Here is a 15,728-nt window from a genome sequence, read left to right as displayed (position 1 = left end):
GCTCCTCACGTCGCCACGGCCTCGGCCCACCACCGGTGGTCGGCCAGCACGAGGTACCAGGCCCGTCCCCCGTCGTCGACGAGCTGGAGCCGGTGCAGGCGTCGGCCGCCGGACTCCCACCAGCGCACGACGAGCGGCCACGGGCCCGCCCACGCGGTCACCGGACCGAACCGGCCGCCCCGCTCGCCCTCGGCACGGAAGCGCTCGGGTTCGCCGGTGAGCACGCCGCGGTCGTCGACGTCGACGGTGACGCCGGACGCGGTCTCGACGTCGACCGGGCGTGGACGGTCGAGCACCGTCGCCGGTGGTGGCCCCGGCAGCTTGCCGGGCCACGGACGATCACGGATGGTCGCCAGTGCGCGCTCCCCACCGACGGGGGCGTCTCCCCACGGCACGAGCACCACCCGTTCGGCGAGCGTGCGCCCGCCACCGATCCGCGGGGTCACGACGCCGTCGTGCCCGACGAGTCCCTGGACCCGCGCGAGCCCGTGGTGCACCCGTTCGTCGGGCCCGGAGCCCCAGAGCCCGCGCTCGTGGTTCGCCGTGTCGTCGACCGCGACGGGTTCGAGCACGACCTGCACGACGGGGGCCTCGAGCCCGGTGGGGTCGACCCCGCCCGCGAGCTGCCACCGGACCCGGTCGACGACGTCGGCCGCGTCGAACCAGCGCGGGTGCACCCACACCCGTTCGAGCAGGATGTCGCGTTCGTCGACGATCCCCACCCGGATGCTCGTCGCGACGAGTCCGGCGACGCGGAGGCGCTCGGCGAAGTCGTCCGCCGAGCGCCGGAACGCGAAGGCGACCTGGTCGGCGCGGTCGAGCGGCGGCTCGAACGACGCCTCGACCCGGAGCTCCGGCGGGACCTCGCGCGCGGCGATCTCGCGCGGGTCGCGTCCACCCGCGAGCCGGTGCAGGAAGGCGCCGGCCTGCCCGAAGCGGTCGCGCACCTGTTCGTCACCGAGGGCGGCGAACCCGCCGAGGGTCGTGATGCCGAGCCGACCGAGGAGCATGGCGAGGTCGGTGTCCCCGAGCACCCCGAGCGGGAGGTCGGCGAGGAACGGCGCAGACCCGCCGACCGGGACGATCCGGGTCCGCTCCCCCGGTCGCACCGGACGGGCTCGGGCGGCCTGCTCGGCGGCGAACGGGGTGTCCGCGACGCCCACCCGCACCCCGGGGGCACCGTGGTCGGCCGCGATGCCCGCGAGCGTGGCGGCCGCGGCACGCTCACCGCCGTAGTAGCGAGCCGGACCGCGTGACCGGAGCGCGAGGGTCCCCGGGCGGAGGACCTCGACGCCGGGGACCGCCGCCTCGACCGCACGGATGACGGGCTCGAAGGCGCGGTGGTCGAGGGCGTCGTCGTAGGGCTGCACGACGAGCCCCGGGCAGCGCGCCTGGGCCTCGCGCACCCGGAGTCCGCGTGCCACCCCGTGCTGCCGGGCGCTCGCGGAGCAGGCGAACACCTGTCCGCCGGCCACGACGGCGAACGGCTGCTCCGGTGGCTCGCCGGCCGCACGGGCAGCGGCGACCACCGGCCAGTCCGGGCACCAGAGGACGATCGTGCGCGTCGGCGGGGCCTCGGGGACCGCCCCGCTGCGCAGGACCGGAGCACTCCCCCCGTGCAGCGCCGCCCCCGCGCCGGACACCCCGGTGCGGGGCAGCCCGACACGGGGCGCAGCACCACGCGACGAGCCGGCCCGACCCCGCGGGGTCACGACGCCACCGCCACCGGACGCAGCACCGGACGCGACGCCGCTGCCGGTTCCACGGGACGGACCGCGCCGTCGGCCGCCGGCAGCAGCAGTTCGGCGCTGACCGGACGCACCGCACCGGCGCGGCCGGTGGCCGTCACCGTGGCCCGACGCTCGGACAGGTAGCCGTGCCCGTGCCCGATGCCGCTCCAGTCGGAGGCGGTGACCTGCAGCGAGACGTCGGCCCCCGGCCACGACCCGAGCGAGACGAGCGCGCCACCGCGCTGCCGGAGCCGGGCAGCGAGCCGGGAGACGTCCCCGGGCACCACGCGACCGAGCGGCCGGGTGAGCACGATCTGCGCGACGTCGACGAGGGCGGCCGTGACCGTCAGCCACTGGTCGCCCGGGTCCGGCACGAGCACCAGCCGTTCGAGGTCGATCCCCGCCGCGGCTGCCGCTTCGACCCCGAAGGACGGCACCCCGACGACCGCGCACCAGGCCCCCTCGGCCGAGGCCGCCTGCAGCATCGTCATCGCCAGCAGCACCGACTCCTGCACGGCGTACGTGCCCCCGACCCTGATCGCACCGCCGGGCAGCAGCGGCGCGATCGCCGGCGCCGTCGGCAGCCCGACGACGGTGTCGACCCGCGTCGCCTCCATCTCGGCGACCCGGGACCGCAGGCTCGTGATCCGCTCGAGCGCCGCACGGGCGTCCCCGAGGTGGTCGACCCGCCGGACGGGCCGGGCAGCCCGGTCCGTCCGGGGAGACCCGCCTGGGTCCCCCGGCGACGCGAGTGCCGCTGCCGACTGCATGCCCTCATATTCGAACATGTGTTCGATGATGTCAATCGGGTCCGACATCCTGTGGACAGTCCGCTCGAACGGACGTTCGACACGCCGGGTTCAGTCAGGAACGTCAGCCGGAGCGCGCACCGTTCACCAGCGCGCGACCGCTCCCACCCCGCCGAGCACCGACCGGGTCTTCGTCTCGACCTCGTCCGCTTCGTCGGCGGGGTCGGACGACCAGGTCACCGCACCGCCGGCCCCGAGGGTCCGGGCGAGCACACGGCCGTCGTCGTCGACCACCGTGACCAGTGTGCGGATGACCACCGACAGGTCCACAGCGCCGCTCGCCGAGAAGTACCCGACCGCACCCGAGTACACCCCGCGCGGCGCGCCCTCGAGGCGGTCCGCGATCGCCGTGGCGCTGCTCTTCGGCGCGCCCGTCATCGACCCCGGCGGGAACGCCGCTCGCACCGTCGCGGCCCGCGACGCCCCCACCGGCAGCACCGCGGACACCGTCGACACCAGCTGGTGCACGCTCGTGTACGTCTCGACCGCACACAGCCGGTCGACGTGCTCCGACCCGGGCACCGCCGTCCGGAGCAGGTCGTTGCGGAGCAGGTCGACGATCATGACGTTCTCCGCGCGGTCCTTCACGCTCGCCGCGAGGTCCGCCCGCACCGCCGCGTCGGCCTCGGGGTCGGCGACACGAGGCCGGGTCCCCTTGATCGGCTCCGCGGTGACCACGCCGTCCGCCGTGATCCGCAGGAACCGCTCCGGCGACCGGCTGGCGACGCGGAGCGTCCCCAGGCGCAGGTACGCCCCGAACGGCACGGGGTCCGCAGCCCGCAGCCGCAGGTACTCGACGAGGTGGGGATCCGTGCCGGGGGCGACCCGTGCCTCCAGACCGGGCACCGCGAACGCGGTGGTGAGGCAGACCTGGAACGCGTTGCCCTCGCGGATCTCGCGGCGACACGTCTCGACGGCCGCCTCGTAGGCGGCGCGCGTGACGCGTCCCTGCGCGGGGACGGCCGGGAGGCCCGGGGGCACGTCGACGACGTCGGGGCGCGTGGGCAGGGCGGTCGCCTCCTCGAGCCAGACCCGGTTCGCCGCGCTGGCGTCCGGTTCCGTGTCGGCGACGAGGGCGAGTGCCCACGACGTGCCGTCCGGACCGGTGACCACCGCTCGGTCGACGAACCGGAGGTCCGCGTCGGGGTGGTCGGCGGCGGCCCGGTCGGGCCCGCCGGACTCACGGCCGAGCTCGTAGCCGAGGAACCCGACCCAGCCGAGCGCGAAGCCGCACCCCGCGACCGGCTCGGGCAGCCGCGGCGTCCGCCCCAGCAGGACGTCCAGCACGGCGAACGCGGGCTCGTCCGAGGTCCGGGACGGCCCGTACCACGCCAGGGCGGCCGGGGCGACGTCGAGGACCGCCTGCCGCTGCTCGTGCCGGAACCGCGTGGCGAACGGCCCGTCGGTCACCGCGAGCACGGACCAGGCCGCCCGCTCCGCCGCCACCGCGGGTGCACCGTCGGGCAGGCCGGAATCGAGCCACACGACGTCGGCGGCGGCGTCGGCGAGCCGTCCGAGGTCCGGCGTGCCCGCGAGGCGTCGGACCTCGATCCGCACCCCGGGAGCGTGGTCCAGATCGCGGCGGTCGTGGGTCAGATCGCGGCGATCGTCCATGCTGCGGTGTGCGCGGCGCCCGGTTCGAGGACGAGGAGCCCGCGGTCGGCGCCGGTGTTGAAGGCGTCCGGGGCGCAGGTCATCGGCTCGACCGCGAGGCCCGACCGGTGGTACTCGGTGACGACGTGGTCGGCGGTGTGCACCTGCACCCAGCCGCACTCCGCACCGAAGGAGGCACGGACGCCGTGCCCGTCCGCGGCCACGACGTCGATGACCGCCGTGCCCTCGGTGTCGCGGACGAAGCCGGTGAAGGCGTGGTCGATGAACCGCGGGCCGATCAGGGTGGGCTCCCGCAGGTCGAACTCGTCGTGCACCGGCACCAGGGCGGTGGGGACGAGTCGGTCGGGCGTGACCTCGAGCACCTCGGCGGCGGGCAGCGTGAGTGTCCAGTCGTCGACCGACCCGGCACCCGCGACGAGGTACGGGTGCGGTCCGGTCCCCCACGGCGCCCGGGAAGGGCCGGTGTTCCGACCGGTGACCGCGGTGTGCAGTCCCTCGGCGTCGACGCGGTACTCGACCGTCACGACGACGCGGTGCGGGTAGCCCTGCTGGGCGGGGACCGTGGTGGTGAGCACCGCGCGGTCGGGCTCGTGGGCCTCGACGGCGAAGTCGGTCCAGCCGACCAGGCCGTGCAGGGCGTGCTGGCGGGTCGGCTCGGTGAGCGCGAGCTCCTGTTCGATGCCGTCGAACGTGTACCGGCCGTCGACGACCCGGTTGGGCCACGGCGCGAGGACGGCTCCGCGGAACACCGGACGGACCTCGTCGGCGTCGAAGGGCGCCACGAGGTCGCGCCCCTCCTGCCGGAGGGTACGGAGCGATGCGCCGACCGTGGCGATGTCGGCGGTGTACCCGTCGGCGGTGATCGTCAGCTGCGATCCGGACAGCGGGGCGCCCTCGCCCACGTGCTCAGCACTCATGGGGCCAGCGTATCGGGCCGGCCGGACTCGCTCGTACCGGGCGCAGCAACGGCGAAAGCCCCGCCGTTCCGGAGAACCGCGGGGCTTTCGATGGTGGATCTGAGGGGACTCGAACCCCTGACCCCCTGCACGTCATGTGAGTGATTCGCAGTCCCCGATCAACTCCGGCAGTTCCGGCTTGCATCGGCTTGTTTGCAGGGTTTCCGTCATCGTACAGCCCTGGACACCCCTGAGTGGTTCGGGTCCCGTTTGGGCGTCTCCGAGCGAAAAAGTTGGCATTTTGTTGGCACTTTCGCCGGTTCGACACGCCGATGCAGCCGCAGCGGAACGGGCCGCCCCCAATGCACCGCATGGTGACCGATTGACGCCGTGGTGTCGGTCCCGAAGGGCGAACCCCGTCTTGGCGACTTCCCGCGCCCAGTGCGTCGCAACGACCGGCGGGCAGGTGACGAAGAGCCGCCGGCACCCGCTGACGGTCGCCGCGAGTAGCGCGCTGACGGTCTTGCCGATGCCGGGCTCGTCGGCGAGGAGCGTGTGCCCGGCCGCGACGGCGAGGGCTCCAGGCACCTGATGTGCCATCGGCGGCATGCCCCACCAGTCTGGGTAATGCCCCACACCGTCGGCGACCAGTCGCACCTCGTCCTCGACGCCGCTGCGATCCACCGCCGCAGCCAGCCGCGCCGCGGCGGCTTCGAGCCCCGGCACCAGCGGAGTCTGCGCGTGCAGGGCGTACGCGCGGTCGACGGCTGCCGAGTCCCAGAGGACGCCGGGCCGTGGCACGCCGGCGGCGAGGACGTCGACGACCGGCACCTTAAGCAGCCGGCGGGTCTTGTCCCACGTCGCAGCGGGCCCCACCATCTCGAGGGCCTGTTCGTAGCCGGCGAACCGGTGGCGTACGAGCACCGTCCGTTCGTCGTCGCTGAGGAGCGTCATCGGCGAGTAGAGCGCGTCGATCGTCGTGACGCCGGAGAACTCACCGACGTCGAGCCCGTCGATGCGGATGCCGGCTTCTGTGAACCGTGCCTGCGCGTTCGGGCCGGTTCCGCGCACCACCCACGCTGCTTGGTCGGCGTCGAACCGAGCGTCCGGGAGCGCCCGCAGCCAGTCCAGCAGCGGCAGCGCCGGGTTCGAAGCATGCCGGGCGCCTGGAGGCAGACGAACGATCAGCGACGGGTCCCGGATCGAGCCGTGGAGAACGGCTGTGCCGGTCACCGTGGTGAGCACGTCGGGTGCGAAGGAGGTCACACGGTCCCCTATGCACGGCGCCGACTCGGTGGCGCGGCCCTCAACTGGTGAGTCGAGTCGAGGGAATCTCCGTCCGCCTGCTGCGTTGTCATTGCGGCGCCGCGTAGCATGACGGTGATCGCCGATCCCGCCCGAGGCACCGTCCGTGCCCGCGCGCAAACGCCCAGGACCCTGACGACGGAGGTGCCCATGCTGCACGCAAACGATGTCGCTTCGGTGATCCTTGCGCGCTCTGGCACCTGGATGGACGCGATGCGTCTCCAGAAGCTGCTGTACTACGTGCAGTCGTGGCACCTCGCGATCACCGACGAACCGCTGTTCACCGAGCGGTTCAAGGCGTACAAGAACGGTCCGGTGGTTCCCCAGGTGTGGCACGACCGGAAGGACCGCGCCACGAGGCGGCCTGCGAATCAGGACCTCAACGGCATCGAACTCGACGACCTGTCCTCCGCCATCGTTGACGAGGTGCTGGCGATGTACGGCTCCCTCACCGGCGACGAGCTGAGCGCGCTCACCCACACCGAGCGGCCGTGGGTTGAGGCGCGTGCCGGCCTGCCCGAGGACGCACCGAGTAGCGAGCCGTTGAGCGAGCAGTCGATGGCTCGCTTCTACCGGGCGCACCGCAGGCTCGGAGGGCGCACCGCAGCGGACCTTGCCGCGGGCGGGGTGCACCCGAGTGTCGACCTGGCACACGCTGAGCCGGTGGACATCGACGCGATCCTCGCGTCGATTCCCGACGCAGATCACACCTTCGACGATTGGGGCGGGGCGAACCTCGAGCCCGCGCGACCGGGTGCAGTTGGATCGTCCCGTCGGCGGGATGACCCGGAGAACTAGTTCGGGTGTCCGGGGGCTACATACAGGAGCATCGCGTCGTCTTCGACTGCAATGTGTACCTCGATGCTGCCCGGCTGGTCGGAGCGCCGTTCTCCTGGAACGCGTTCGACCAGCTCGTCGCTCGTGAAGTCGTGCAGCCGAATCCGCATCCGCGCGGAGCCGCCTACGACTCGGTCCGCGCCATCGCGGTCTGCCTGTCGGGCGAGTTCGCCGGCAACATGCCCCTCGAGGTGTGGACGTCCGACCATATCGACGACACCGTGCATTACAAGGCCCGCCAGTCGACTACCCCGGACCCAGACACCGGGCACCGCGGGCTCGGGTGGGCCACAGGCGACGCGGACGGCCTCCTCGACGTCCTGATCGGCGACACCACGTCGGTGTCCAATGGCGGGTCGCTGGGTGCACAGCGCACTGACGGTGATCCCCCACTCGACCACGAAGACGGCCTCGTGTACGGAGCGTGTCGCGCCCTCGTCGCCGACAACCCGAACGCAAAGGTCTACTGCGTCACGAACGACCGTGGCTTCCTGCAGGCGTACGCGGACGGTCGGCTTCCGAAGCACACGATCGTCATCTCCCCAGCCAGGTTCGTTGCGCTCGTGCGCGCTGCTCGTGCGTCCGTGGCGGCGAACGCCATGTCCGGCCGACGGCGCTGACGCGCCGCGGCCTCGGGCCGGCGCGTTGCGGCTGCGTGCTCTGCAAGGATGACGCCGTGGGGAAAGCATCACGTTCAAAGAAGGGCCGCGCTGCAGCGGGGCAGGCGGTTGCGCCGACGGGGCCGTTCTGGCATGGCGGGGTGCCCGGGCTGCGGGTCGGCGGTGTGCTCCTGCCCGGTGGGGGTGGCGCGTTGAAGACGCAATCCGCCCGGGGAACCGCTCCGAAGCAGGTGGCGACGTCGGTGTTCTTCACCTCCGACCAAGACCTTGCCTACGCATACGCGCAGACGCTGCGGCACCTCACGCCTACGGGCCCGCGCTCCGGCGCCCTCTACGAGGTCGTGCCGCTCGGTCCGGTCGCGATAGATCCCGACTACGCGGGTCTCACGCCGGCGTTCTCGTTCACGACGCCGCGGGCCCGCATCACGAAGGTCGTCGCCGACCCGGCGACTGCGATGACTCCTGCCGAGATTGGCCGCGCCTTCGGCCAGTATCAGTACTGGGCACCCGGCGAGCCGTTCCTCGAGGCCGACGGAACCCCGAGGCCGGGACCGAGCTTGCGCGCCGAGGGGTGGACACCGGAAGCGTTTGCGCTGCTGCCGAAGTGGGTTCAGCAGGATCATTTGTGGGCGGAGCTGACGAAGGTGGTTCAGGCCGACCCGGCCCGGGTCGTCTCGTTGGCACCGGAGGTGGCTGCTCCGAAGAACGTCGCCGCCATCGCGAAGTATCTCGGCCCCGCCGCGGCGCACGCCTTGCAGTCCGCACCGGCACCGACGGTCGTTCCGACCACCGCTGGCGGACGGGGACGTTCCTTGTGGGATCGGCTTCGGGGAGCGCGCCGGAGCTGAAACTGAAGCTTGGGAACTTCGCTCGGACACGTCGCGGACCGTGCATGGAGGCCAAGCGCGTCAGTTGTAGGCGTCAACGACGACGAGTGAGGCGTCGTCGCTGTCTCTGGGGAACTCGTCGGAGTCGCATGCGAAGTCCCAGGAGTCGGTCGTGTCTTGGAGTGATGGCACACGGCGCACGTCGTCGGCCTCGCAGGTCAACACGGTTCCGTCTTTGAACGTGATCGTCGACACCGGGCTGAATGACGTGTGGTTGCTGTTGAGGATTGTGAATCCGAGGGTGAGCTCGGTTCCGAGAGACGTCGTGTTGAGGACAGCGGAATCGACGGTGTAGAAGCCGGTGTCGGTGTTGTCAGTGATGTCCCTGATCGTGGCGGTGTTCGTGACCTCGAGCGGGTCATCTTCCTTCTGCGAGCAGCCGGCGAGAGCGACACCCAGGCTGCTCATAACGGCCACCACCGCGACGACCCGCCACGCTGACTGCTGAAAGCTGATCATGGATCGAGACTGGCAGACTGCACGCCCGATTGCAGACGCAGGTGCCGCCTGGCGTCGTTTGGCGAGGGGTCAGCCGGCTTCCTAGGCGCGTTGGTCCTCGCGCACGCCATCGACGAGGCTCGGGCAGATGAAGCCTCCACCTCCCGATACTGAGCAGCTGCTCTCTCATCGCTAGCTTTGGGTGAAATCGGTCTCAGCGGCCAGCTGCCCGGTCAGTGGGTGCTCCAACTACTTCCGCAACGTCGGCAGCCCGATGTGCTGCGCGCTGGGTCCGAGATGGGTCCACCGTTCGTGCTCGGGCCGCCAGGTGCCGTGGACCACCTCCCCGGTGAGGACCGGTGCGATCAGTCGGTTTGTGAGGGCGAGCGCTTCCTGCCACGTCAGCGCCAACGACGGGACCTTCTTCGCGACGGTCGGGTAGCCGGTGCGGACGCCGTCCGAGGCGTCTACCTCCGTGAACGGCTCGAGCTGGCGTTCGTCGACCTGGACCTGCAATGCCGCAGCGAGGTTGGCCGCGTCGACGGTCAGGTGCTGGGCGATCAAGGCGAGGTCGACGAGGTCCTTCGCGCGGGAGGAACGTCCGTCGCCTCGCGGCCCTGACACGTGGCCGCGTTCCATCATGGCGGCGACCTTGTCGGCGATCTGCTGCTCGAGGGCGATCATGACGTACTCCGGCGACGGCACGGGACGTGCCAGTGGCACGCGGAACGCCGGCGCCGCTCGGACGGTCGCCGCGCCAGCACGGTCGTGCACGGCGAGGTCGATCTTCACCTGCTGCGTGGTGCCAACCACGCCGAACTTGAGCGCGGCCATCGCCACGTTCGGTTGGTCATCGCCCGAGCCGCGGATGTCGCGGCTGACCAGGTCGAAGCGCAGACGGTCTCCGATGTCGACGGCAACGAGCTCGGCGAGCTTGTCGATCGCGGCGTCGACGCCGTACCGGGCGACCTCGAGGTCGATGTCGACGGTTGCGCGGGCGTGGGGGATGAATGCAAGCATCCGAGTGCCGCCCTTGAGCACGAACGGAGCGTCGGCGGGAACGAACACGCGCGCGAGGAACCGGTCGAACAGCAGCAGCTGCGGCAGATCAGACTGGCGGACGCCGGTCTTCCCGCCGTCGTTCTTGGCGGCTGCGCGAATCGCCGTCAACGTCGCGGCTGGGCTCGCGTACGTGTCGGGGCGGCTCATGCCTCTCCCTCGTCCGCGCCAGCTTCGTTCCTGGGCGGTTGGCCGGGAACGCGGATGCGCATCGCGCGGCGTGCTGCGTCGTCGACGAGGCGGGCGGCGGATGCCGGCAGGTTGATCTTCATCGTCGGCACTGTCGGCGTGGGGAGCTTGACCGAATGGGTGCTGATGCGCGGGGTGGGGATGCTCGCTCGCGGCACGGCCGCCCGCGTGGCGGCCGTCGTGAGTTCGGCGATCCTGTGCTGCACGTCGACGGGCAGCTTCGGCGGCGGCATCGATGCGATTTTCGCCAGCGCCTCCCGCAGCGCCGGAGACGGCTGCATCTGCTCGAGCAGCTTCGGCGGGAGCTGGATGCGCACGCCGGGAACCCCGCCCTTGAGTGGCATCATCGCGTCCTTGACCTGGTCGTTGAGATTCGCCATCAGCGGCGGCCGCAGTGCCGCGATCACCGCACTGACCTGCTCTCGCGCTCCGGAGCCGAGCAGCACCTCCATGACCTGCTGGGTGTTCTCCAGAGCGAGCGCATCGACGAGGCTGCGGAGGTCCGTGTAGGCGAGGAGTTCACGGGCCCGTTCTTCGTCGACGCGGGTCATCGAGCGCAGCTGCTCGTAGAGTGCAACGCCGGATCGGTAGCCGAGTCGCTTCGCGTGGGTGCTGAGGAGCGCGACGAGGTGGTCCACGTCGAGGTCCGCGTCGGAGCGTTCGGCGTCACGCAGCGCATCAGCGACCAGGGAGAGGTCTGTTCCTGGCTCGGTGATCAGGTCCGCGATGGTGCGTTCCCTGGTTGTCACCGGTAGCCCTTCGACGATGGCGACGTCCTCGTTCGGGAGCTGTCGGGTGCTGTAGCGGATGTCGTCGTGCTTCGACTGCCGGCGGGCCCGTGTGTGGAGCAGCACGGTGGATGCGTAGAGGTCGCCGATCTCGTGGGCTTGCGCTGCGGCGGCACCACCTACGACGACGTCGGGGTCGTCGATCCGCTCCCATGCCGGGACTGCCGGGGCGCTGGCGAGCCAGGCAGCTCGGACGTCGTCGAGTGGTGAGCCAGGGACGCCGGGCAGGCGGTAGACCCCGTGTCGGACCCGCTCGAGCGCGCCACCTTGTTCCCGGCGCTGCAGAGTGCTGCGGGCGATCCCGTTCGCCGTCGCCTGGGCAGCGGTGACCATCCCCCACTGGCTTCCCGCCAGTGCGGCGAGGGCGGCATCAACACTGCTGGACATGCAGCCATTGTACGCAAATCCGCAACTAAGTAAGTAAGCAGTTCAGTAATGGGCTACGGAGCCGAGTCGCAGGGCAGGAAACGGCCCCGGCGACCGCGTTTGCCGGCTACCGTCAGTCGATTCGCCGCACAGAGGTGGTGACCCGTGCGTCTTCCCAGGCTGACACGGATGCTCGGTTGCGCTTCACCGCAGCGGCGGCGTTCTCGTCGATCGTGACGGCCGCGGTGTCGTACACGGCGATGCGGGCGCGCCCGTGCCCCATGACGGTGCTGTGGTCACGTGCGGTGACGTGGACGACGCCGTACGCTTCCACGACGGCGTCTCGGAACGCCTCGACGTGTGCGGCCGCGCAGGCGCGACGGTGCAGCCGTCATGGGCGGCGACGCGCGCACGCCCTCACGCGTCGATGTGCGCCTGGTGCGCGATCACCGTGGATCGACAATCGGCGCGTGCCCGTCCGCCGGCGAGGCGCAACACGCTGGCGCCGGTGATCTGGATTCGGAGCGAGCCGGACGGGTCGGTCACCGTGATCGGTACCGCCGGGGGCGCGTCGATGATGATGCCGCGGCAGCCGTCGTGGAGGGCCCGTGCGAGCGCGAGCTGCGAGTCGATGTATCGGGGCAGCTTGGTGACGACTGCCCGGGCGGTTCTCACGTGGCGTGGCGGCCGGTGTTGATCCGCGGGTACGGCGCTCATGCGGGGCCTTCCGGTGGTGGATGGGTGAGGGGCAGGCCGGGCAGCATGGGGGCCGCTGCCCGGCCTGCCGGTCTGGTTCAGGCCTCGACGAGGGCCCGGAAGAGGCGCGTCTTCGCGCGCGGGACGGCGCTCCCGATGGAGCGCATGGCTCGTGCAGTCTCCTGGTCGCCGCGGCTGCGGACCGGCATGAAGTGGTCGACGTACTCGGTAGCGGCCTGGTAGGCGCCGTAGGCGCTGCCGCGCCAGGCGTCGTCGATCGTGGGCGAGTCGTGCCGGAGCGAGAGGATGGCGCGCACGTGCGGGTTATCCTCAGCGGTGACCGGCAGCAGCCGCTCGATGATCGCCGCGAACTCGTGGTCGACGTATTCCTTCGTGAGCAGCGGCTCGGCGCGTCCCGGAACGCGGCGGCGTAGCGCGTGATGACGTCGAGGGACTGGTGCGCCTGCGCGAGCGCGTCGACGGCGCCCGAGGTGTGCCGGACGCTCACCTGCGACCGCGTCCCAGGGATTGCCGCGGTCATACCGTTGGTGCAGACCAGTCGCACGAGGTTCGCGCTGACGGTGAACGCGCCGGTGCCGTCGTGGGCGTTCGAGACGACCATGTTCACGAGCACGTCGTCGGAGCCCCCGATCTGGATCGTGGCTGGCGTCTTGATACCCACCCACACTCGTCCGTGGTCAGGGGTGAAGCCCGCGGTCGTGAAGCGGCCACCGCTGGTCTCGAGGAGCGCGTCGAGGAACGGCATCATCTGCTCGTTCTGGATCGCGGTGTAGTTCCGCCCCACGACACCGATCGCGTGGGAGCGGCCCGTCTTCGGGTCGGTGTAGACGCTGGCGGCGCTTCGCGGCAGGTCGAACCCGGTAACACCGGACTCGGTCCCCTCGCTGGCGCTGACGCCCACGGTGCGCACGTTCCAGCCGAGCATCCCAGCGGCGCCGAGCAGGTCCGCAGCGTTCGACGCGGTGCGGCCAGCGGGAAGTGCGGAGAGCGCCTCAAGGCCGGTACGACGGTTCGGTGCGGTGATGGCAGTCATGATCGGGCGGTCCCTTCTGCCGGCGGAACCGTTTCGCCTGCACCATCCCCTATGCATGGCCCCGCATCTGCGGGGCGCCGCGGGGCGGGGTGTGACCCCACCGCACCGTTCGGCGGACTGGAATGCGCCTCGCCAGCCCCGGCACGGCAGGGCTGAGAGCGGCTACTGAGTCGGGTCGAGCCGACCAAATCCGTGGGCATCCCTCCCGACCAAGAGGCACAGTCTCATTCCTGAGACCCCTATCTGCACTGTCTCAACTATGAGAACATGAGCGTATGAAGTACGGGGATGCGCTCGAAGTGTTCCGCGACGCCGGACCCTACGGCGTCGCGGAGCTTGCGGCGCGCGCTGGCATCAGCAGGCCGACACTGTACCGCCTGTTCTCGGGCGCCGTCCCTCGGGCCGATGACCTGCAGGAGCTGGCGTTGGCCGCGGGCTGGGAGCTGCAGATCGATCTCGCCGCGCTGAGCGATCCCCTCGCCGCCGTGGCCGGCCGTGCTCTGCTCGGCGACGACACTGTCGCGGAGTGGGCCGAAGCTGCGGAGGCGTGGCGGGAGCGAATCACGCGGTTCGCCGGCGCCCGGCAAGGGCGCCAGCGAGAGGCCGCGATCGTCGACGAGGCCGGTCGGGCGAGCGCTCCGGGCAAGCGGCCCGGAGCGGTGCGTCTGCGGGGCGAGCACTGGCGCGTGGACCGGCTGGTGTCCGCGGGACGAGCGTCCGAGCAGCGGTGGGCGCTGTCGGGTTGGGCGGCGCTCGACGCGCTCGGTATCGACGCGCAGGCCCCGACGATCATGTGGGTTGAGGACGCACGCAAGGTTGGGCAGCTGCTCGGCGACAGCTTCCGTCCGGCGCACCGAGACGATGCTGACCTCATCGTCGCCTACGCGCACCTGTCCGTATTCGCTGGCGCGACCGCGGTGCAGGACGTCGAGCTCGTCTCACCGCTGCAGGCTTTCATCGACGCCGCAGGCCTCGGAGGCGATGCGCGCCTGCAGGCGCTGATCGAGTTCGGGAGGACATCATGAGCGACGGACCCCGGTGGGGTGTCGGATCGAACCAATACGTCAAACGGCCCGGCCGGCCGGACGTCAGCCGGGCTCCAGAGGGCCCAGCACTCACCACCCCGACACCGTCGGCTGCGACACCGGAGGAGACCTTCGAGGCGACTGGGGTCGGCTGGGATGCGAACCGCATCGATTTCGGCCGTATCCGACAGACCTCCGTGGAGCGCTCACGGTTCCGGTTCAAGAACTCGATGCCGGACCTGGTCTGGAATGCCGCAGCGCTCGAGGGCAACACGTTCACGCTCCCCGAAGTGCGCACACTGCTTGACGGGGTGACGATCGGCGGGAAGAAGATCGAGGAGGAGGAGCAGGTCCTCGCCCTCGTCGACGGCTACACCCGCGTGGATGAGCTGGTCTCCGGTGGCGGTTTTGCGCTCAGCAAGGATGTCTCCGATGACCTGCACGGTCGAGTCGCGCGGCATGAAGCGATCGAGTCGGGCTCATTCCGGGGCGAAGGCGTGACCGGGGGCGGCGGTGATGTGCGGCTCGCCAACGGCGGCTTCGTTGCCGGTGTCCCGCAGGAAGACCTGCCGGAGCGGATGAAACGGACCCTGGACTTCCTCGACGGAATCGACGACCCTCGTGAGCAGGCGCTGGGCTACTTCGCGGCCGCGACCCGGTCGCAGTTCTACTTCGACGGGAATAAGCGCACGGCACGGCTGATGATGTCCGGCGTCCTGATGGCGGGCGGCTACGACGTCGTCAACATCCCCTTCGCCCGCAAGTACGAATTCAATCAGGCCCTGGACACGCTCTTCACCGACGACGATGCGACGCCGCTGATGGCGTTCATCGCGGACTGCGCGGTGGATGGCGTCGCTTAGCCTCGCCCGAGCAGCTTCCGCTGGATCGGGTCACGCTGGGAGTGCGCACGGTTCGCCCGCCACTGCGCGCCCATCAGGACGGTGGCGGTGAGGCTGACCGCGAGCAGACCGACGATGAACACCGCGACGGCGGCCGTCTGCCCGGACCACCAGGCGTCCTCGGCCGGCGTGCGCTGCAGCTGGTCGCCGACCATCGGCCCGACCAGGAACGCAGCGACCGCCATGCGCAGGGTGCGCCAGCCCTCGAACACGAAGACCCGGGCGCGCACGGCGTCCCGCACCGGTTCGGCCCGCCAGGCCGGGACGCCGGCGCCGCCATGGGCCAGCCGTCCCGGCAGCAGCATCCAAGGCGACGAACCCGTCGACCACAGCCCGCCCGGCCAGCCACACGTCGCGACCGAGGACCACACCCACGCTGAGCCCGACGACCGCCCCGGCCCAGGCCCAGCCTCAGCCCCAGGCCCAGGCCCAGGCCAGCAATCCCCAGGCGAGCCGGGCGAACGAGACGCTCTCGGCCGAGAGCGTCGCCAGCCGTCGGTTCCGATACGCCAG

The 15,728-nt window shown here is 71.2% G+C and carries 15 protein-coding genes and 1 pseudogene; 5 read left to right on the top strand and 11 right to left on the bottom strand.

Annotation, left to right across the window (positions count from 1 at the left end):
* Positions 1-5: 5 nt before the first annotated feature.
* The 5 genes from ACRQ4C_RS05840 to ACRQ4C_RS05820 all read right to left on the bottom strand — a co-directional run bounded on the left by ACRQ4C_RS05840 (position 6) and on the right by ACRQ4C_RS05820 (position 6,315).
* The gene (locus tag ACRQ4C_RS05840) at positions 6-1,598 is read right to left on the bottom strand and encodes a DNA polymerase Y family protein (protein ID WP_439690876.1); all 1,593 of its coding nucleotides are present in this window, start codon (positions 1,596-1,598) and stop codon (positions 6-8) included.
* Between the two features lie 110 nt (positions 1,599-1,708).
* Complete coding sequence (locus tag ACRQ4C_RS05835) at positions 1,709-2,518, bottom strand: hypothetical protein (RefSeq protein WP_439690454.1); 810 nt, start codon at positions 2,516-2,518, stop codon at positions 1,709-1,711.
* Positions 2,519-2,623: 105 nt separating this feature from the next.
* Positions 2,624-4,096: an anthranilate synthase component I family protein gene (locus ACRQ4C_RS05830; protein WP_439690453.1), complete on the bottom strand. Its 1,473-nt coding sequence runs from the start codon at positions 4,094-4,096 to the stop codon at positions 2,624-2,626.
* Between the two features lie 35 nt (positions 4,097-4,131).
* A complete protein-coding gene (locus ACRQ4C_RS05825; RefSeq protein WP_439690452.1) occupies positions 4,132-5,070 on the bottom strand; it encodes an aldose 1-epimerase family protein in 939 nt (312 codons plus the stop codon).
* A gap of 132 nt (positions 5,071-5,202) precedes the next feature.
* The gene (locus tag ACRQ4C_RS05820; protein WP_439690451.1) at positions 5,203-6,315 is read right to left on the bottom strand and encodes a hypothetical protein; all 1,113 of its coding nucleotides are present in this window, start codon (positions 6,313-6,315) and stop codon (positions 5,203-5,205) included.
* Positions 6,316-6,429: 114 nt separating this feature from the next.
* On the opposite strand from ACRQ4C_RS05820, the gene ACRQ4C_RS05815 reads away from it, so the two are divergent.
* Genes ACRQ4C_RS05815 through ACRQ4C_RS05805 form a run of 3 tightly spaced genes read left to right on the top strand, consistent with a single transcriptional unit; the run spans position 6,430 to position 8,659 of the window.
* Positions 6,430-7,152, top strand: a complete 723-nt coding sequence (locus ACRQ4C_RS05815; protein WP_439690450.1) for a Panacea domain-containing protein — start codon at positions 6,430-6,432, stop codon at positions 7,150-7,152.
* A 5-nt stretch (positions 7,153-7,157) separates the two neighbouring features.
* Positions 7,158-7,811 (top strand): hypothetical protein, encoded by a 654-nt coding sequence (locus ACRQ4C_RS05810; protein WP_439690449.1) that lies wholly within the window; start codon positions 7,158-7,160, stop codon positions 7,809-7,811.
* 56 nt (positions 7,812-7,867) lie between these two features.
* The gene (locus ACRQ4C_RS05805) at positions 7,868-8,659 is read left to right on the top strand and encodes a hypothetical protein (protein WP_439690448.1); all 792 of its coding nucleotides are present in this window, start codon (positions 7,868-7,870) and stop codon (positions 8,657-8,659) included.
* A 60-nt stretch (positions 8,660-8,719) separates the two neighbouring features.
* Here the strand turns inward: ACRQ4C_RS05805 and ACRQ4C_RS05800 are convergent, their stop codons facing one another.
* The 5 genes and pseudogenes from ACRQ4C_RS05800 to ACRQ4C_RS05780 form a co-directional block, all read right to left on the bottom strand.
* Positions 8,720-9,157, bottom strand: a complete 438-nt coding sequence (locus tag ACRQ4C_RS05800) for a hypothetical protein (RefSeq protein ID WP_439690447.1) — start codon at positions 9,155-9,157, stop codon at positions 8,720-8,722.
* A 228-nt stretch (positions 9,158-9,385) separates the two neighbouring features.
* A complete protein-coding gene (locus ACRQ4C_RS05795) occupies positions 9,386-10,345 on the bottom strand; it encodes a nucleotidyl transferase AbiEii/AbiGii toxin family protein (protein ID WP_439690446.1) in 960 nt (319 codons plus the stop codon).
* Entirely contained in the window at positions 10,342-11,559 is a 1,218-nt protein-coding gene (locus ACRQ4C_RS05790) for a type IV toxin-antitoxin system AbiEi family antitoxin domain-containing protein (protein WP_439690445.1), read from the bottom strand. The genes ACRQ4C_RS05795 and ACRQ4C_RS05790 overlap by 4 nt, the downstream gene beginning before the upstream one ends.
* Positions 11,560-11,955: 396 nt before the next feature.
* Entirely contained in the window at positions 11,956-12,255 is a 300-nt protein-coding gene (locus tag ACRQ4C_RS05785; protein WP_439690444.1) for a hypothetical protein, read from the bottom strand.
* A 77-nt stretch (positions 12,256-12,332) separates the two neighbouring features.
* A pseudogene (locus ACRQ4C_RS05780) lies at positions 12,333-13,000 on the bottom strand (DUF932 domain-containing protein).
* A 563-nt stretch (positions 13,001-13,563) separates the two neighbouring features.
* On the opposite strand from ACRQ4C_RS05780, the gene ACRQ4C_RS05775 reads away from it, so the two are divergent.
* Entirely contained in the window at positions 13,564-14,313 is a 750-nt protein-coding gene (locus ACRQ4C_RS05775) for a helix-turn-helix domain-containing protein (RefSeq protein WP_439690443.1), read from the top strand.
* Positions 14,310-15,176: a Fic family protein gene (locus tag ACRQ4C_RS05770; RefSeq protein ID WP_439690442.1), complete on the top strand. Its 867-nt coding sequence runs from the start codon at positions 14,310-14,312 to the stop codon at positions 15,174-15,176. Before ACRQ4C_RS05775 ends, ACRQ4C_RS05770 begins: the two co-directional genes overlap by 4 nt.
* Here ACRQ4C_RS05770 and ACRQ4C_RS05765 read toward each other — a convergent pair.
* Positions 15,173-15,520: a hypothetical protein gene (locus ACRQ4C_RS05765; RefSeq protein WP_439690441.1), complete on the bottom strand. Its 348-nt coding sequence runs from the start codon at positions 15,518-15,520 to the stop codon at positions 15,173-15,175. The genes ACRQ4C_RS05770 and ACRQ4C_RS05765 overlap by 4 nt on opposite strands.
* Positions 15,521-15,728: the final 208 nt, after the last annotated feature.

This window comes from Curtobacterium sp. SP.BCp, from assembly GCF_051903255.1.
GTDB lineage: Bacteria > Actinomycetota > Actinomycetes > Actinomycetales > Microbacteriaceae > Curtobacterium.
This window is presented reverse-complemented; position numbering and strand designations above follow the sequence as displayed.